17 protein-coding genes are annotated in these 18,681 nt (G+C 40.2%); 5 read left to right on the plus strand and 12 right to left on the minus strand.

The window, feature by feature from the left end:
- Positions 1-84 precede the first annotated feature (84 nt).
- The gene (locus tag AC5WOF_RS04350) at positions 85-1,047 is read right to left on the minus strand and encodes a 4-hydroxy-3-methylbut-2-enyl diphosphate reductase (protein WP_496048711.1); all 963 of its coding nucleotides are present in this window, start codon (positions 1,045-1,047) and stop codon (positions 85-87) included.
- 143 nt (positions 1,048-1,190) lie between these two features.
- Here AC5WOF_RS04350 and AC5WOF_RS04355 point away from each other — a divergent pair, with 143 nt between their 5' ends.
- Positions 1,191-1,586 (plus strand): hypothetical protein, encoded by a 396-nt coding sequence (locus AC5WOF_RS04355; protein WP_496048712.1) that lies wholly within the window; start codon positions 1,191-1,193, stop codon positions 1,584-1,586.
- Between the two features lie 489 nt (positions 1,587-2,075).
- Positions 2,076-2,888, plus strand: coding sequence for a sporulation protein (locus AC5WOF_RS04360; protein ID WP_496048713.1), 813 nt, complete (start codon positions 2,076-2,078; stop codon positions 2,886-2,888).
- A gap of 41 nt (positions 2,889-2,929) precedes the next feature.
- Here the strand turns inward: AC5WOF_RS04360 and AC5WOF_RS04365 are convergent, their stop codons facing one another.
- The 6 genes from AC5WOF_RS04365 to AC5WOF_RS04390 all read right to left on the minus strand — a co-directional run bounded on the left by AC5WOF_RS04365 (position 2,930) and on the right by AC5WOF_RS04390 (position 9,552).
- Positions 2,930-3,691 carry a DUF4397 domain-containing protein gene (locus AC5WOF_RS04365; protein ID WP_496048714.1) on the minus strand — a complete coding sequence of 254 codons (762 nt, stop codon included), beginning with the start codon at positions 3,689-3,691 and terminating at the stop codon, positions 2,930-2,932.
- A complete protein-coding gene (locus tag AC5WOF_RS04370) occupies positions 3,678-4,298 on the minus strand; it encodes a DUF4397 domain-containing protein (RefSeq protein WP_496048715.1) in 621 nt (206 codons plus the stop codon). Before AC5WOF_RS04370 ends, AC5WOF_RS04365 begins: the two co-directional genes overlap by 14 nt.
- 7 nt (positions 4,299-4,305) lie before the next feature.
- A complete protein-coding gene (locus AC5WOF_RS04375; protein WP_496048716.1) occupies positions 4,306-4,926 on the minus strand; it encodes a DUF4397 domain-containing protein in 621 nt (206 codons plus the stop codon).
- A 94-nt stretch (positions 4,927-5,020) separates the two neighbouring features.
- Positions 5,021-7,210, minus strand: coding sequence for an NHL repeat-containing protein (locus tag AC5WOF_RS04380; RefSeq protein ID WP_496048717.1), 2,190 nt, complete (start codon positions 7,208-7,210; stop codon positions 5,021-5,023).
- Between the two features lie 9 nt (positions 7,211-7,219).
- Entirely contained in the window at positions 7,220-7,870 is a 651-nt protein-coding gene (locus AC5WOF_RS04385; protein WP_496048718.1) for a hypothetical protein, read from the minus strand.
- Positions 7,871-8,013: 143 nt separating this feature from the next.
- On the minus strand, positions 8,014-9,552 hold the full coding sequence (locus tag AC5WOF_RS04390) for an FAD-dependent oxidoreductase (RefSeq protein WP_496048826.1): 1,539 nt from the start codon (positions 9,550-9,552) through the stop codon (positions 8,014-8,016).
- Between the two features lie 193 nt (positions 9,553-9,745).
- On the opposite strand from AC5WOF_RS04390, the gene AC5WOF_RS04395 reads away from it, so the two are divergent.
- Positions 9,746-11,527, plus strand: a complete 1,782-nt coding sequence (locus tag AC5WOF_RS04395; protein ID WP_496048719.1) for an ankyrin repeat domain-containing protein — start codon at positions 9,746-9,748, stop codon at positions 11,525-11,527.
- A 153-nt stretch (positions 11,528-11,680) separates the two neighbouring features.
- Here the strand turns inward: AC5WOF_RS04395 and AC5WOF_RS04400 are convergent, their stop codons facing one another.
- From AC5WOF_RS04400 to AC5WOF_RS04420, 5 genes are all read right to left on the minus strand, one after another.
- A complete protein-coding gene (locus tag AC5WOF_RS04400; RefSeq protein ID WP_496048720.1) occupies positions 11,681-12,142 on the minus strand; it encodes a hypothetical protein in 462 nt (153 codons plus the stop codon).
- A gap of 179 nt (positions 12,143-12,321) precedes the next feature.
- Positions 12,322-12,669 (minus strand): hypothetical protein, encoded by a 348-nt coding sequence (locus AC5WOF_RS04405; protein ID WP_496048721.1) that lies wholly within the window; start codon positions 12,667-12,669, stop codon positions 12,322-12,324.
- A 134-nt stretch (positions 12,670-12,803) separates the two neighbouring features.
- Complete coding sequence (locus AC5WOF_RS04410; protein WP_496048722.1) at positions 12,804-13,277, minus strand: hypothetical protein; 474 nt, start codon at positions 13,275-13,277, stop codon at positions 12,804-12,806.
- A 19-nt stretch (positions 13,278-13,296) separates the two neighbouring features.
- Complete coding sequence (locus tag AC5WOF_RS04415; RefSeq protein WP_496048723.1) at positions 13,297-13,842, minus strand: NAD(P)H-dependent oxidoreductase; 546 nt, start codon at positions 13,840-13,842, stop codon at positions 13,297-13,299.
- Positions 13,843-14,189: 347 nt separating this feature from the next.
- A complete protein-coding gene (locus tag AC5WOF_RS04420) occupies positions 14,190-14,396 on the minus strand; it encodes an oxidoreductase (protein WP_496048724.1) in 207 nt (68 codons plus the stop codon).
- A gap of 173 nt (positions 14,397-14,569) precedes the next feature.
- Here AC5WOF_RS04420 and poxB point away from each other — a divergent pair, with 173 nt between their 5' ends.
- On the plus strand, positions 14,570-16,288 hold the full coding sequence (poxB, locus tag AC5WOF_RS04425; protein ID WP_496048725.1) for a ubiquinone-dependent pyruvate dehydrogenase: 1,719 nt from the start codon (positions 14,570-14,572) through the stop codon (positions 16,286-16,288).
- 285 nt (positions 16,289-16,573) lie between these two features.
- Complete coding sequence (locus AC5WOF_RS04430) at positions 16,574-18,580, plus strand: hypothetical protein (protein ID WP_496048726.1); 2,007 nt, start codon at positions 16,574-16,576, stop codon at positions 18,578-18,580.
- The last annotated feature ends 101 nt before the right edge of the window (positions 18,581-18,681 follow it).

An 18,681-nucleotide genomic window follows, 5' to 3' on the forward strand; every position in this document is an offset into this window, starting at 1 on the left:
GACAATTCTAACATCAGAATGTATGTTTGTAAATGTTTTTTTCCAGAAATCATATTCCCTAAACGAAAAAAAGCCCAAATGGGCTTATTTTTGCGGGGAAATACCTTTTTTCTTTTTCACTGGCGGAAGAATCTTTTTCGGATTTACTGTACGTTTTCGCTCCCAAGTTGATTCTTCTTGTGGGTCGTACTGTTCTAAAAACTGGATGACTTCTCTGGTGATTGGTGTTGGGGTAGAAGCACCAGCAGTCACTCCGATCAAGTTTTTCCCTTCCAGCCAATCGAGTTGAATTTCGCTGACATCTCCTACTCGATAAGCAGGGACTCCAGCGATATCTAGGGATACTTGGGCTAAACGGTTGGAGTTGTTGCTCATCGGATCTCCCACTACGATAACCAAATCGGTTCCTATTGCTTGCTGGGCTACTGCCTCTTGGCGTTCTTGGGTAGCGAGGCAAATTTCATTGTGAATCTCTACTTTTGGGAACTTTTCTAGCACTTTATTCATCAAGTGTTTGGTATCCCATTGACTCATGGTAGTTTGGTTCGTCACAAGTAATTTAGCATTTGTCAATGTCAGATCCTCGATGTCTTTTTCATTTTCGACCAAATGCACATGGCCTGGTGCTACTCCCTGTGCACCTTCTGGTTCTGGATGACCTTGTTTCCCAACGTAAATGATCTCATAGCCTTCCGCTACTTTTTCTCGGATGAGATCATGGGTTTTGGTCACATCTGGACAAGTAGCGTCCACGATTGTCAGCCCACGTTCACGAGCGCGTCTGCGAACTTCTGGGGAAACCCCGTGTGCGGTAAAAATAACAGTACCTTTATCTATTTTCTCTAGAATCTCCAAGCGATTTGGGCCATCTAACGTAATAATATCTTCGTCCGTAAAAGCATCAACAACATGCTTGTTGTGCACAATCATACCCAAAATATAAATAGGACGCGGTAAGTCTAGGTCTTGTGCTGCTTGTCTGGCAAGTACCATAGCATCCACAACCCCATAGCAATAGCCACGTGGAGTTATCTTTTTCACTTCCATCTAAAAACCCTCCCAATCGTCACAACTATTATATCGAATCCAAATGAGGTTGCAAACGAATATCCCAAAAGTTGGGCAAATAGAACTGGTACATTTGCTTAGGGGCATACATACGATATCGTGTCATCAGAACAGAAGGGATTGTGATTAACGTGGAACAAAGACCACCTGTAAAGCCTGTATTACCACCAATGCCTCCTAAAAAAGCAATGCCAATGCCAATACCCAGACCAACATATCCACCTTACCAACCACCTTATCAAGCACCGTACCATCCACCAAAACATCATTACAGACACCATCATAAACATCACTGTGCTGTCCCATGTGATCCAAAAATGTTACATCACATGTATCGCCATATGAAAATGTGTCATCGTTATGAAATGCAAATGCTCAGAATGTATATGAAATGGTGCAAGGAGCAATGGAGACATCGTGACTCTCGTCGCTATGATCCTTGCGATCCTCGTCGCGAATCCTCTTCTTATCGTCGGGAATCCTCTTCTACTCATCATCACGGCGGTTGTGGATGCTAAACCATCATTTGGCGGGAATCCCGCCTTTTTTTGATTTCTTCCAATCCCTGCGAAAAAAAACCTTGCCCTACAGGCAAGGTATCCATTTATGATTTGGATGAATTCTTGATTCGCTCCCGAATATACAAAGTTGCTAATACAAATGAAATACTCATGGAAAAAATAAGTAGAGCAGATGAGTCCAGAAAAGATTCATTCATTTTCCAACAAAACCTCCTCACCTTTTGATAATGATCTTCACTCCATACTATAATATTTTTCATGTTATGAATGGTGAACTAATGCTAAATCGTCATAAAATGTTGCTACTTAACTTGGATGTATTCTTGTCTATTATACACGAAAATCACATGTTACACCCATTAATCACCACATTATCACAGAATTTACTTGTTTGAAAATGGTGTCTCCTCTTTTCCTTGCACAGGAAAAACGCCACTGTATATGGTAAACTAAGTACATAGCGTTTGACAAGGATGGGGATTTACCATGTTTAAGAAAATGATGGCCATATTAGGAAAGGGAGCAGCAAAGATAGATCTTGTTCTATATCAAGCTGAAGTCCCGCTAGGCGGTCAAGTAAAAGGAGAACTCGTTTTACAGGGTGGCACAGTGGAACAAGTGATCAATAAAATTGAAGTGGAACTTTATTTTGAATTAACGACAAAAGATAACAAAAAAATCACTCATCTGATTGCTGTCATCCCATACCAAGCATCCTTCGCCATCCAACCTGGACAACAAAGAGTGGTTCCTTTTGAACTGCCGATACCAGAAGACTTGTTAATCACAAGTCCAACCGCTTCTTTCTATCTTTCCACCCATTTAGACATACAAGGTGGAATAGATGCTTCAGACCGTGATGAAATTATTGTTATCCCCTCCTTCGACCTAAGACAAGCCTTGTTAGCACTGGAACAATTGGGTTTTCAAGAACAAGCTGATTCACGTTTATTTAATGGTGTCACACAAGAATTTATTTTTACTCCTACTACTTTTTTATTTGACAAGTTAGAACGCATGTCCTTTATTGTCGCATTAGACCCTAATCAGATAAGACTTTTAGTTGACCTTACCATTTATTCATTTTTCGGAAGTAAACATAAACAACATGAAATTATTCTTCCTATGCATCTTCTCGAAAACCTTGGAAAATTAAAATCTTATTTACAACAAACCTTATCCACTTTGGTTGATGGAAGGGAACAAAGAAAAGATGCTCATGGCCGATCTTCATTTGTGGGCGCGATGGGCAAGTTTGTCAATGATCTCGTAAACGAATTTGACCGCCGAAAAAAATAAGCTACGATGCGGTAGCTTATTTTTTATTGTCTGCTTCTTTCCTAACGGTCTAATAACAATAACCAATATAGATTGTTCGCATTGCCAGCAGCAATTAGCGTGTAAGCATGATCTTTGGTTGTATCAAAAGCAATTGCAGCGATGTTGTTTTGTGTTCCTGTCACTCTTACTTGTATATTTGTCCTACCTGGATTTGCTACTGCATATGGGGTGTGTTCTTTATAGGGAACATCTGAGAAAGAGATATTTTGCTGTCGTTCCACCAAATCTAGCGATGGTGCATCAGGGGAGAGATGAATAAAACGAATCTTCGCTTTATTGGCGGGAATCGTATCCGTCTCTTCATAACGAATCAGCTGCACACCATCAGTGGGTTTTTTACTTTTATTGGCAACTACAAATAAATATCGTTTTCCACTATCCACTGTAATCTCTTGCTGCCAAATTGGATTGGTAGTTTGTCTTGTTGGATACAGAGTAACCGTATGTTTTCCTGCTTTAAGGGGAATATGGGGATTAACTGTCAAATATGTAATCGTCGCTGCATATCTCCCATCAATATGTACATCTACTGGTTGCCTGGCAGCTACTACTGCTGCATGTAAAAAACGAATTCTTGCCCTTCTCGCCTGCACTGGAATCGTTTGTTCATGAGTACTACTTTGTATGAATGATTCCTCGTACTTTTTTAAGTGATGGTGATAAGCTTCGGTATATTTTTCATATTTTTCCTTGTCTACTTCTTGGTAGTAGTTTGCCAAAAAGTAGTATTGTGTCACTTTTTCCAGCTCATCTCTCCACAATGTTATCTGCCTCCTTATTGGACTTCAAAAGTAAAAGTTGAAATTTCGGCTTCTGATGTTTTTTTCCTACTGTAAACAAGGTATATGATTCTCCCGGTTGGAAAGCCAACTCAGGTACACGGTAAATCAGCTCATTGTTAGGTGTAAAACAAACTTGCAGGGCTGAAGTATATGGCGATAACGTTAGAAAACGCGCCTCTCCAAATGCGACATTAGAAAACAACACTTGCCGTTCATTGGCAATACTGACAGGCTCTATGTCTGGTGATAATTGAATCATTCGCAGCTTTGTTCTGCCTGTAACTGGCGACACGTCATCCCGAAAAAGCGAAAGTCGTGGAGTATGACGATTTTCCGTAATCGCTAATGTAAAATGATCTGCATCTGGAAGTTCAACTTGAGATTCCCATAACACTCGCTCTGGCTGCATAGACGAAGTAATCTTTATAGTCGGAAATGGGCTCATCACTTCAAAAGACACTGTTATTTCACCAAACCTGAGGGAATGAACACATTTCATTTCGTTTACATATATATCTATTGGTGTCGGGAGTAATGTACAAGCATGCAGTATCTGACAAGTAGAAGCCTCTCTTTTCATATACATATCTTTTTCATCCTTCTTTTCCTGTATGTTTCCTTTCTCTATGGAGATGGCTCTCCCGATCAGGAACAATCAGAACATGCAGATCGAAATCAGGGGAAGTTCCCATGACATAGACAGAATAAGTATGGTTCGATTCTAAGCGATAAATAGGCGAATGAAATAAGATGTTGCGTGTACCAGATACCCTTAACGAAAAGTTTGTAGTCTGAGGAGTGACCGCGCGATAAGGACTCACACTCATATAGCTATTGTTTGAAAAGAAGCAAGAACCACTAATGTTTACCAAATCCATATTAGGTCCTTTTGTTAAAAAATGAATAAATCGCAAATAAGGCCCAGAAGAACGATTTTTCGATAGGAGACTGTCTTCTACAACAAATATTTTTTTTGGCTGCAAACAGACGGTATAGCACTTATTTCCTCGTACCGATATCATCCGTCGATGAATGGCTTTGCTCTGATCTCCTACTCGATATACCTCTACCCAATTGTCTCCGGCAGGAAGTCTCATATATTGGGTGATCGCTGTAAAAGGCAGCCCTTTCGTACATAAAGCATCGTTGACATACACATCAAACTCGCCCATATCTGTACTCGCATGAATTATTCGAACCCCCGCTGCTGTCACTTCTCTCCCCCCATTCCATACAGCTCTTTACTACTTTTATGCATGGGAAGGGCAACCCATGTTAGAAAATATAAAAAAGAGCAGGGTTTATACCCTACTCTTCCGGTTTATATTTTACGAGATTTACCCCAATGTTCACCTTTGGGCCAGCTTTCATATACAAATCATTACCAATTCTCACCAATCGATATAGATTGGTTTTATAGGGAATTCGCCACCTTTTCCACGTTTTTGGATCGATCTTGAATAAGCTTCCATCTACTGTAACATAGAGGTATCCATTTGGATGAAATACCATCGAAGTACCTGTCGAGCTTGCCCCTCGAACAAGAGGTGCCTGTCGTACTGCTTGCCTCTTTACAGGATCAAACTGAAACAATATCCCGTCGGATATTCCCCACAGCATTCCATCAGGACCTACTGTCAAGCCACTGATTCTTAGTGGTATACCTTTGACTAACGGAGAGTACTCAGCGACTTTTGTATTTGTATTTGGATCAAATTCAAATAATACTGCTTCTGATTCCTTTGGGGTTGTCGCGTCTCCGCCTTCGATGCTCGTACCTACCCATATGCGGTTATTTTTTGCTGCAAGAGTGGTGATCGTTTGATTGGGAACGATATTACGGAACACATTTGGTTTGTCTTTTTTCACGAGGTCATAGACGGTTAGCGCCCCGCCCCATGTCCCATATTCGGATCGAGTCCCGACGTATAGCTTGTGATGGAAAGCAACAAGAGACAACGGTCTGATTTGCTCATATTCTTTTAAATGAAAGAGCATCACCGGATTTTCTTTTACCCGCCAAGTTTGCTTGGGATCATATTCTAATATTTTCCCTTCTGGATATGTTCCAACATATAACTTATCACGATCCCATACCCAACCTTCTACTTGACCTAGACCAGGAAACTGACTGTGTTTGCCTGTTTCTGTATCATAAATCCCAAGTGACCCATTGATATAAGCACTGGAATACAATTTTCTATCTGGTCCTGCAATAACATGGTAAAGATCAAGCGGCTGTGGTGGAAAAGGAAGCGTATACTCTTCATGATTTCCTGTGGTCGGATTATAACGAAAAACTCTACCATCGTAGTTACCAATCATTCCAACTAATGATTTGCCAGGATAACCGGGTTCATCAAATTCTTCCCAGCCCCAACTGATCACATTATTTGCAAGGGATGCACCAGGAACAGGCGCATAGGTTTTGGTGGTCGTATCAAACCGATAAAGTTGATACTTATAGGAGAAATAAACGGATTGCCCATCTGGTGCAAGTGGAGATACACCACGTGAACCAATCGAAAAAAACTCTTGTTGCTGCTTGGTCAATCCATTTGTCACCATATCGGGTTTACCCGTTACAGGGTCCAACAATACCTCACGAAAAGACGGTTCTAATTTGACAAATAATCTACCGGCAACAAAATCGAGATCATAAGCGAAAGAATCTGTCTGATACTCCACTGGTAAGATCGGTCTTTTTTCTCCTGTCCTCAGATTGAATCGAACTACATTTGCCCGAATTGCACCAACTCCTGCAAAGAGCACATCATTTTCAGCATCTAATGCCAGATCTCTAGCATACACATCTGGAAATACCGACCCTAGATCATACGATTTCCCGGCTACATTATAAGCAAAAACTTTTGCAGCACCATAAGAACCGCCATATACAGTTCCATCTTTGCCTGGGTCAAGCCCATAGAGGACATTGCTGCCAGATGGAGATACACCCATATCTGTCAAAACTTCTGTAATTGGATCATAGCGATAGACATGACCATTGCTATATGACCCCAGCCATACTTTCCCGTCTGTTGATATGGTAACAGTCCATATTCCTTTTGCTCCGGGAATAGGTATGACCTTTTGAACTTTCCTTGTTTTCAAATCTGCGATGACCAATTTGCTAGGATTGCCAACAATCGGCGCATATACGACAGGTCTGCCCTTTACATCTTTGCCAAAAGCAGACTCATAAAGTGTCAAATCGTAAACTTGTGGACCAAGGTCCTCCATTTCATCCGCATATACTGTTCCCTGAAGCCATATTCCAAAACCAAGACCAACAATAAAGAGAATCGAGGAACAAAAACTGCCATTCTTCCATTTAGATATATGATGAATGTTTTTCATGATACGTTTAGTCTTATCTGCCCGGTCTATCTTATTCTTTATTTGCAAAAGAAAATGAAAGAGCAGGCACGTCACCTGCTCCAAATGGTTAACATATATATGATTGCGCTCCGGGCGGTAGCCATACTCATCTACCACCCGGACTCTCTAAGACACCAAAGATTCCTCCAGAACCTTAGCAGCCTGAAGAGCTCCACGCCGAATCCAATTAGGAAGGCGTGTTTTCACATTTCCAATTTCAAACCAGTCTCTGATTTTCCCAAGTTCTAGCCAATAGGCACATTCATGATAAGGAAACTTAGGATCGCCACCAGGCTTGTCTATAACGTAGATGACAACCCTGCCAGGAGCCAGATCAAGCTTCCTGTAAGTCACAAAGAGAAGCGAAGATTGAGCAACATCCAGCTGGGTCTTACGCTTGATCAATTGAGGAATAACCTCTCTGGCACGTGGGATGCCAGTCTTGTTTAGCATCCTTCGCTTGACGAAAAACTTAACCTTAACAGCTTTACTGGCTTGGAAAACTTCCGAGGAAAACTCATCCTTGTTGACATTGACTTCGACAAAGTCTCGGTGTTCTTTGAACATCAAGTCACTGTTGTTCTTGGAAATTTCCCACATCACCGAAAATACTCTGCCGCTGACCAGCCCCAGACCTTGGCGAGATTCTACTCCCTTATAATCATCTGGCTTCCTCTGAAGAATCAGCACCCGCCACTTTGTCCAATCATCGAGAAAGTTCCCATCGGGACCCCTTCGATCGATGATAAAAACATTGGCTACAAGCTTTCTGCTCATCAGTGACCTTTCTTTTGTATATAAAATGGCCTGTTTCCCTATCATATCAAAACTACAGAGAGGTGATAAGCGCTTTCATTAATTTTATGATGGAATACTATTTTTTTATCTAAACAATCAATTTCGGAACTGGTCTGGTTCCATTATCTTTGCTCTACTTCTAATGCAACTTTGCCTAGCGGTCTTTCTGCTGGTCCTTCGATGACTTCTCCATCTGTAGAGAAACGAGATCCATGACAAGGGCAGTCCCATGTACGATCGCCATGGTTCCATTCCACTTCACAACCCAAATGGGTACAGGTGGAATCAACAATATGAAGATCTCCATCTGTATCTCGGTATGCTCCACATCGTTGTCCGTCCACCATTACAACTGCGCCTTCATCTTTCGCTAAATCTTTAGGCTCTTTAAAGGTTAAACCTACTTTACCTGCAAGGAGTGTTCCTGCAACATTTAGATTTTGCACAACTACGTTACGAAGACTTGGATCTGCTTGGAAACGTGATGGTGTATACAACGCTTCATAAGGATTAGGCCGTTCCATGATCAAATCGGTAATCAATAACGCAGAGACAGTACTATGAGACATTCCCCATTTGCGAAATCCAGTTGCTATATAAATGTTGCGGTGTTTTTTTGTCATTCGCCCAATGTAAGGAACATTATCAAGTGTAATCAAGTCTTGGGCGGACCAGCGATACAGATACTCTTTCATTCCAAGGGTATCACGGGCAAATTGTTCCAATATCTCATAGTGCTGCATCGTACAAACACCTTTACCAGTCTTGTGTGACTGACCTCCAACTAAAACATGCGGTTCTCCATTAATCGCGACTTCTCGAAGGGAACGGGTTGCTGGAGAATCGATCGATAAGTACATCCCACCTGGGTAAACCTTTTCTGGTTTTATTGCTAGAACATAGGAACGTTCTGCATGAAGTCTAGCAAAAAACGCCCCTTTATCGTAGCAAGGAAAGTGGGTACACAAAACAACATCCTCACAAGTGATTTTTAAATTTTCACGAGTAATAACGATAGGATGCTGACCTTCTTCTATATCTACAACTGTCGTATTTTCAAAAACTTTTCCACCAAAAGACACAAATTCATCTAATAATTTTTGTAAATAGCGCAGCGGATGAAATCTCGCTTGGCTGGGCATCATCAATCCTGCTTTTTCCCCTAATTCCAATGGCAGTTTATCGATGTAGGAACCTTTGATCCCTAATGTTTGGTAAGCTTTGGCTTCTGTTTCCAATTTTGCTTTATTGGCATCATCTATCGTATAGAGATAGGCGTCATCTTGTTTAAAATCGCAATCAATCGCAAGCTGATGGATCGTATCTTCGATAAATTTTTTAGCAGATGTATTTGCTAAATAATACGATTCTGCTTGAACTGTACCAAAATGCTGAATCAACTCATCATAAATCACATCGTGCTGAGCGGTTATTTTTGCTGTGGTGTGTCCTGTAGTTCCATTCCCCACTCTTCCAGCATCTACAAGTATGATATTTTTCCCTTCTTTGGCAAGCAGATATGCTGTTGTAATACCAGCAATTCCTGCTCCGACCACAACTACATCTGTCTTCAAATCTTCCTCTAGACTAGGAAACCCAGGAAAAGGATTTGGATCTCTCCAGTAAGGTTCTGGGTAGATAGGGATCTGACCGTCCAAGATATTAACCTCCATTGTCATAGACATCACACACTCAAAAGATATATTCACCGAAACGAAAAATGGTTATACATTTCCAATAGTCAGCGAATACTTTTCCCATTTGAGAGAACGATCCTATAAAAAAAGTTCGCTTTTCTTGTAAAATGAAAAACGAACCTTCAAAATAATAATGTATTTACCCCAATACAAAGGAGTGCTACTTATCTTATTTATCCGACATATCGACCAACAAGACAAAGAATTTCAAACGACTTGTAACTTAGTGAGAAACAATGATTTAGAGAAAGTAAAAGAAAGATTACAAGAGTTTCCTGTACATTTGAAGCAAAAAACATCAGACGGCATCACGTTATTTTATTTTAGTAAAACAAAAGAGATGACCTCGTATCTCATCGAACAAGGATTGTCTGTCCTCAGCACAGATGAATGGGGCAATACACCATTACATTTAGCAGCATATGAAGGGTTTACAGAAGCGATTGCAACCTACTTACAAAATGGAGCAAACGCAGACGCGGAAAACAAATGGGGACAAAAGCCATATCAGCTCGCTTTGACACCAGCAACTTGTGATGTATTTGTGAAATCAAGACAGAACGCCCGAAGAGGCTTAGAAGATGATTTGTTACATATCTCCTTATATGATGCTGCAAAACAAGGAAAAGAATCAGCTATTCGATATATGCTTTCGTCTGGAGTGGACCCAAATCGACTAAATCATGAAGATTTCCAAGCAGATTACTGGGAGAAAACTCCTTTGTATCACGCAATATATATTGGCTACCATCGCATTGTTGATCTTCTCTTGCAACATGGAGCAAATCCAAATGTACACAGTGGTGTTTCCCTATATCGCTGTGCATACAATGCTGCTACTGTTCAAGCACTGCATAAATACGGCGCAATAGCTACTCCTGATCAACTCGATCAGGCATGCTGGGAAGCAGTAGTTAACGTAGGTAATAATGCGATTTTACAAGAACTCATTAAATTAGGAGCTCCGTTAGAAAAAAAATCTATTATTCACGACGCAATCAGAAGAGTAGATCAAACTACAGCGGAATATCCAAAAATCATCAAAACGCTGGTCCAACATCGTCCTGATTTCTTAAACAATATAAGCGAAATAGATGAAACACCGCTTATTAAAGCGATAGACATGGGTAATCAATTGATTATCGAGTGTTTAGTTGAACTTGGAGCTGACATCAATAGACCAAATAAGCAAAATGTTACTCCGCTTCTCCAAGCGAGCAAACGAGGTTATGTGAATATCGTAAAGGGCTTGATTGAACATGGTGCCGACTGTACTTCCAAAGATGGAGTTGGCCTGTCCCCTTACACATGGGCTGTATTTAATCGACAAACGAAGACAATCGCTACGATGGAAACAGCTCTTATAGAGGCGGGACAGCCTATTCCTGAAGCTGCTCTGCCACCGAGGTCAACAGACTTCCAAACAGATACAAGCCATCTCACCCATTTCTTCCATGATGACGATTGGAATGATGCCATCTTTATACGTTGGGATAGAAATAAATTTTTAAACCTTGCCTATCAACTAGGGTTTGTCAATCGGTATGTAGCAGTACATGAAATCGCTGCGAATCAAGTAAATTTCTTCTTTTATGCAAAAAAAGAACTTCACCTTGAATCAAACGATCGAGAAGATATGATGGTGGTAACGCAATACTTTGCCTTTCATCCAGAATATCCTGATGCTTGGATGTTATATACCAACTGGTGGAATGAAGAATCCGATGTGGACTATACGCAATTTCACTTTCGTTGTCCTGATGAATTACGAGAGGAAACCCAAAATGTGATAGCGGAAAGTGATTTGATCACGAGTTTTACTTTGGATCATGTGGAAGAGGGACAGCCTATTGCACAATTATACGATTATAGCAAAGAGATTTTGCAAATTGGATTAGATGAACTCTGGCAGACTTCTTTTTATAAAACATCCAAATAAACAAACATTAAGAACACTTCTCAAAAAAGATGTGTTCTTTTATCTATTTCACCTATCTTTATGTGCTGGTGTGCTGGCGACGAATCAGGATAATCCGTCAGCAGCACACAACCCAGAAGGAGAAACACAATGTGCTCGTGATTCACTTTCTGTTTAAGCGAACACCAATTTCATATTCGTTCCCTGAGGATCGCTCCGCTCCTGCACTCTCAAAGCTGACGCTTTCTCTTGTCCTGCCGTTGTGCGGTCTCTCTTCTTTGCAGCGATCTCCTTCTTCTGCACCTTCAGGCTGGCAAGTCTCCTCTTCAGCTTCTCCTGACGGTAGATGCTGTAGGGAATGAGCCCAAAAACGTAGAAAAAAGCAATGGACCAAAAGAGAAGTTTACCGAAATTGTCCGGCAAAAAGTCGGTGCAAATGGTGATTACCATAGTGGCAACCCCCATCAGGGCGACGATGAAAATCCACCCGAAACAGGAGGCACCTCTTTTCTTCCACATCTGCACATCGACATAGAGCAACACGATGAGACGCAGCCAGAGTAGGAACGAACAGAGATGGATGACCAAGGTAAGCTTCTTGGTCTTGTTGAGCGAGAACAGACTCACACGATGCACAACTGTTTCCCTTCCTGAGCCTTATTACACTGCTTATCCTCATATTACCCTATATTTTATTAACAACAAATAGCCATTTACTTGATTTACTTTATTTTTATCCTAAAAACACCTACACCAAAGCCAGAAATTAAATAAATCGACTCCTGAAAAGGAGTCGATTCTTTTATAGAATGAGATTAGGTAAATCTCCGACGACAACTTACAACAATCCTTGTTCCGCGCTGTAAGAATATGGTTCTCGTAAATATGGCTCTTTCACAAACAAAAATAAATCTGCGGCGAGAAGAACGGCAAATCGCTACAAGTACCTCTCCTCGACGAAGTCTTGCCGTGATCGTTCTACCTGAAAACGAACCACAGGTACGAGTAGCCGTTTGACCTTGACGTAAAACAATCACTTCTGTGCGAAAATGGCTCTGAGGATCACTGTGATGACGTCTGTGGTGATGTCTACGGTGATGTCTGCGGTGATGTCTACGGCGGCGATGTCTGCGGTGACGCTCGTTATTGTTAAATGTTTCCAATCTATTACCCCCTCTCCATAGATTGCTATATTTTATGAAAGAGAAAAGGAAAAGGAGATAATGCAATTAACCATTTTACATAAATTGAACATAAAAAAATCCCCTTTGTTTTCATAACAAGGGGATTTTAATGATTATTTGTCTTTCTTTTGCATCGATCGAAGTGCACTGCGATAGTCTGAATCAGAAATCTGGATTTTCTTTTTAGCTAGCCCCGGCTTTTGGGATTGGAACTTTTTCAAAGCTGCCCGATAGGTACTATCTTCGATCTTAAAAGGCTTTGTCTCTTTATTTGATTCTTTTTCTATTTCTCTTTTCGATTCTAGATTTACTTCTTCAACATGTTCCTCTTTTGTTACAGGTTGCAATTCTGCTTCTAATTGTTCTTCTGAAATCCGTTCTTCTTCTGCTACCTCTTCCGCCACTTTTTGAATCGTAGATTCAGCTGGATTGGATTCTAGTACTTCTTCTGGTGTTTCCACAATGGATTCAGCTTCTAAAACTTGTGATTCCTCTTTATTACGGTTGGATGCAGCGCGAACATTTACCACGATTAGAACAATCAAGAGAATAGCAGCAATTGCAAAACAAATAATAGGTATAATCATGGGGCTTACTCTCCCTTACCTAGCCTCGATTTTCAACAAATTGTTTGGTCACTTCTGCAACCCTTTTTCCAAGTGCCCGTCCTAGAGCGGTATCGTTTGCCGTTAATGTTGTAGCAACTCCAGGTGTATCTTCTACTGGACAAGTAACACCAACACCATAGTATGAACCATAGAGTGCATTTTCTGGAATATCGGCAGGAAGGCCAACTACAATCATTCCTTGGTGCAACATAGGAGTTATCAAATTGAGCAGGGTCGCTTCTAAACCACCATGATGTGTAGCAGTGGTACAGAAAACTCCTCCGATTTTATTGATCAGTTTTCCCTCAGCCCATAAATAACCGAGTTTATCAATCCATGTCTTTAGCCCAGCGCTGATTGTTCCAAAATGACCGGGACATCCCCAAATAATAGCATCCATATCTACCATTTGATAAACATCTGCATCATTTACATGGTGAATATGTACTTCAGCACCTTCTACATTACCTGCACCTTGAGCTACAGCTTTGGCCAATGACTCTGTGTGTCCACCTTCACTATCATAAACAACATATACTTTCATGGCGTTTCCTCCTGATACGAGCTAACATTAGTCTCTCTTTACTAGGGTGTCAATCCTCCACATATTCCATACGAAATAATTGATACCCTTTGAGCAAATTGTGTCCCTGTATGATTATATCAAAGAAATCATTATTGTGGGGAAAGAAATATGAACAACATTAAAATTTAAATACATGAATTAATGGGAAAATCTCATTCGACATCTGAATTTCCTTGTAATAACTCATTTTTGTTGTTTTTAGCTTGTTTCATCGTAAGGGGAAATTTAACAAAACAAATCCTAAAAAAACCCTCATCTTGTCGACTCCTCTCGTCGGAGAAGAACGAAAACATGAGGGGTCGCTTTTATTCCTTTTCGAGCATTTTTTTACCATATAACGGATCATCGAGTAAAGGTCTACCTATTGCAATTATATCTGCTAGTCGATCTGCTAAAATAGCATTTGCCAAATTTGTCGTATAGATCTTCCCGACTGCTATAATCGGTAATTTTACATACTGTTTGAACTGTAAGTTTCCAATCATCACAGGGCTTGTGATAGTATTTATCATAAGTTACCTCTCCTCTTTTAAACTATAAGCTTGAAAGGTAGTATAGATATGGATTCCAGAATCCAATGAAAAAACGATCCACAAACCGTTGTATCTTTTGATCTCATATGACTTTTAAGAGAATAACTCCGTTGAAAATCGACAGACTAAATAGATGACAAAGGAGAGATTCGATGAAAAGAACTATTGCTGATTCTATCGTCCAAACACTCATAAACGCTGGCGTGACACGAATTTATGGAATAATTGGAGATTCACTTAATGCACTCATCGATGCTATTCGGCGTTCAGGAAAAATCGAATGGATTCATGTACGTCATGAGGAAGTTGCTGCATTTGCAGCAGGAGCAGATGCCTCCTTAAATGGGAGCATCGCAATTTGTGCCGGAAGCAGTGGACCTGGTAATTTGCATCTCATTAATGGGTTGTACGACTGCCACCGAAACCGAGTACCTGTACTTGCCATTGCTGCCCATATTCCCAGCTTTGAAATCGGAAGCGGTTATTTTCAAGAGACTCGACCAGATCAATTATTCAAAGAATGCAGTTCTTTTTGTGAAATGGTAATGGGAGCAGAACAAATCCCTCATATGGTCACCATGGCCATGCAGTCAGCAGTCGCAAATTCAGATGTATCTGTTTTAGTGTTACCTGGGGATGTTGCCGCTTTTGAGTACGATAAAACAGATGTGCCTGAACATGTTTTCCACCCAACTCATCCCATCATCCATCCCGATAATAATGAAATCAAACGACTTGCTGAATATTTAAATGATGGAAAACGTGTAACTTTGTTGTGTGGCGCTGGTTGTGCAGGCGCACATGATTCTCTAATGAAATTATGTGAAAAGTTACAATCCCCAATGGTCATAGCTCTCAGAGGAAAAGAATATTTAGAATATGATAATCCTTATTCTGTCGGACTCACAGGATTAATCGGCTATTCTTCTGGATATCATGCCATCATGGAATGTGATGTACTGCTTATGCTTGGAACCGATTTTCCATATCGGCAATTTTACCCGGAAAAGGCCACCGTTCTTCAAGTAGACATAGATCCTTCTCATCTAGGTCGCCGAACGGCACTTACCTACGGTCTTTGCGGAGATGTAAAACAAACTATCGAAAAATTGTTACCTCACTTAGCAGACCACGACCCAGACCATCTTAAGCGGTTCTCCAAACATTATGCTCATGTCCGTAAAGAATTAGATGAGCTGGCTGCTCCGGGACGCAATGTGATTCATCCCCAATATTTGACTAAACTTGTAAGCGATCTTGCCTCAGAAGATGCTGTTTTGACATGCGATGTTGGAACACCTACTCTGTGGGCGGCTAGGTATTTGCGTATGAATGGCAAACGACGACTCTTAGGATCATTTACTCATGGCACGATGGCAAATGCACTGCCGCAAGCAATTGGAGCTCAAGTTTCCCAGCCGGGACGTCAAGTCATTTCTTTGTCTGGTGATGGAGGTCTATCGATGTTAATGGGGGATTTGCTGACTCTTAAACAGCATAAACTTCCTATAAAAATCATCGTTTATAACAACGGTTCACTCGCTTTCGTAGAATTGGAGATGAAGGCTGCTGGTTATCTTGAAATGGGGACAGAACTCGACAATCCCAACTTTGCTGCTTTGGCTCAAGCTATCGGAATGAAAGGAATACGAGTGGAAAATCCGCTGGAGTTAGAAGGAGCAATATCTCAAGCACTAAAGGAGGATGGTCCAGTGGTTGTCGATGTTGTTGTCAATCGACAAGAATTAGCGATGCCGCCTTCCATTACATTTGACCAAGCAAAAGGCTTTACTTTGTGGATGCTAAAAGCAGTGTTGAGTGGTCATGGAAATGAATTAGTGGAACTGACAAAGACAAACTTGTTTCGGTGATCTATCCAAAAGTTTCTGTTCTATGGTACCATACTTCCAACACGTGAGTTTTTCGATATTTTTACAGACATATGATTCTACTTTTTCCCTTCAAAAATCATCTTCTTATGAGATTTATTTACAATATTGTTAAAAATATCAAAAGCATTTGTAACCGATATATAGAAATAAACGCCTAAAAAAGTGAGCTTTTCTTCTTTTTTAGGCGTTTATCATTTGAAATATTAAAATATTTTCGATACAATATTTGTAATAAAGTAAAATTATTTAAAAGGATGTGGACAATTGCAACTTATCGATTGTTTGCAACAACTTTATAATGAGTTGCAGGAAGTTACCATTCATTATGAACCGAACAAAATTCCTAGCTATGACAATGAAGTGTTTATTGGAAATGAATTATTTTCTTATTATCAAAACAAACTTGTTTACTACTATCAAAATGATGGCTATGAATCTACAACCGAAATGTTGTACCACTTAGAAGAACTGCACCTCCTCCATAACAAACCCTTCCAAGAGTACTCTTTTTATTTCGAAGATTTATCATTAGATGCATGTCTGACATTTATTATGTTTTATTGCCGACATCATAATGTAGACAGAAAAGATTTCCCCTTTGAATGGATAGACTATACCATCCGATGGGAATCAGATGATGTAAAAACAACAGGAAAACCATTTCAATCTTGGGGATGCTTGCACAGTGCATTGGCACACTCTTTTTTCCTTATTGAGGAGCAGATCAATGAAGATGGTAAAATGTTTACTATCATTGATGAATCCAATGTAACAGAAGGCCTTCAGGCATGTATCTATCTTGCTATTTCCCTGATGATGGATCAAGTACTCCCCTATGAGATTCCCAACTCCGACCACATCGAAGAATATAACCGTGCTTTACTTTACTTGAAGCGAGAGTATCAAAAATATGAATTGAGCATCAAACAAGCAACCATTACACAACTAGAGCTGCCCGTCAAAGACTCGCAGAAAACCATGCTTGTCGATGCATTTATAACGACAGAAAACACCTATATCGGACTGCTCAAATCTTTTCTTATCCATGATAAAGAACGAACATGGCTTGAATCAGGGTTCCAATTTTTCGCCATCTATCGCCCAGAATTAAGCGGCACTGGTCGTGACATTGTTATCCAAGTAGAAGCAGGGCAAAATCTCCATTTAAAAGACTTATGGTATAAACTCGAATCATTGGAAAATGAACGTTGGGGTGTCCATCGGCCTACCGATTGTCATTGGCATGATCAAAACGGTAACTATCAAACTGTAACTGCCCCAAAATGTAAATATCATCAAAAAGAACATTCCAAAGTACAGTGGTCTGATGTAATAAACACTATCTGGGAGCTATACAATCCTGCTAAATCTATTACTGTAAATCCCTACCTATCTAATGGAACAATTGGAGACTCTTGCCGAATATATGAATGCAAACCTATCTGGGCAAAAGAAAAATTTTTAACTGCTGCAAAATGGAATTCACTCGGACAGCAGCAAGTTTTAGTGACATCTCCAACACTGCAACGATATTTAGCAATATGCGCATCACGCATTCGAGAAGACGAGATTCCGCCTATCTATCCTTTACCTCCGGAAAGCTCGTTTGATTTTGTTGAAACTCCATTTGGTTATGCTATCGTGCATGAAAATGGTGTTTTTTTACTAGATGATTGGAATACAGAGTCCCTTGATCTGCCCGCATATCAGCAAGAAATCGAACATGTAGTGAAGCAGGTCACTCTCTTCCAAAGCGTACATCAAGATTGTATTCAGATGATGTCGAAAGTGTTGGAATGGTTAAAAATGAAACAAACCTTGTCCAATGTAAAACTCATGGAAATCAATCATTGGATCAGCTCCAATAAGACGAAAATTCGCTATGCCATTCTTACAACCATGTTCTCTTCTTCGGATTATCATCTGCAACTCTTTCGTGAAACGCTGGAAAAACGTTGGACCTTGCACAGCCAACTCCAAGAATTATATGAATCTATTTCTGAGTTAGAACAAATCATTGAAAACCACACTAATTTAAAGACAAATCGTTTGATTGTGCTCATCACGATTTTTGGATTTCCTGTTGTATTATTCAGTGGTCTATTGCAACTTATTTTTGAAGATGTCCCTAGTTATAAATGGTTAGGAATCCATTGGACAGGATTGGCCCTTTTTATTGTCCTTTCTTTACTTGGGATGGGAGGATTGGTTTCTTACTTGAAATATAGTCCTGCTCCCAAAAAAGGTGAGCTAAATAAGTCTACTCCTTAAAAATCTTTTGTTGGAAAAAGTAAAACAATTACATCATTTTTAGATTATTCGGGCCTATTTCAAGGCTCTTTTCTTTTTATCGGTACATGAAACCATGAGAA

This window comes from Shimazuella sp. NTD250 (assembly GCF_059510375.1).

Bases quoted from the DNA above. Each gene is read 5' to 3' on its own strand.
- AC5WOF_RS04350 (WP_496048711.1), bottom strand. From the start codon at position 1,047: ATGGAAGTGAAAAAGATAACTCCACGTGGCTATTGCTATGGGGTTGTG.
- AC5WOF_RS04360 (WP_496048713.1), top strand. From the start codon at position 2,076: ATGTTTAAGAAAATGATGGCCATATTAGGAAAGGGAGCAGCAAAGATA.
- AC5WOF_RS04370 (WP_496048715.1), bottom strand. From the start codon at position 4,298: ATGTATATGAAAAGAGAGGCTTCTACTTGTCAGATACTGCATGCTTGT.
- AC5WOF_RS04385 (WP_496048718.1), bottom strand. From the start codon at position 7,870: ATGAGCAGAAAGCTTGTAGCCAATGTTTTTATCATCGATCGAAGGGGT.
- AC5WOF_RS04410 (WP_496048722.1), bottom strand. From the start codon at position 13,277: ATGATTATACCTATTATTTGTTTTGCAATTGCTGCTATTCTCTTGATT.
- AC5WOF_RS04415 (WP_496048723.1), bottom strand. From the start codon at position 13,842: ATGAAAGTATATGTTGTTTATGATAGTGAAGGTGGACACACAGAGTCA.
- AC5WOF_RS04420 (WP_496048724.1), bottom strand. From the start codon at position 14,396: ATGATAAATACTATCACAAGCCCTGTGATGATTGGAAACTTACAGTTC.
- poxB (WP_496048725.1), top strand. From the start codon at position 14,570: ATGAAAAGAACTATTGCTGATTCTATCGTCCAAACACTCATAAACGCT.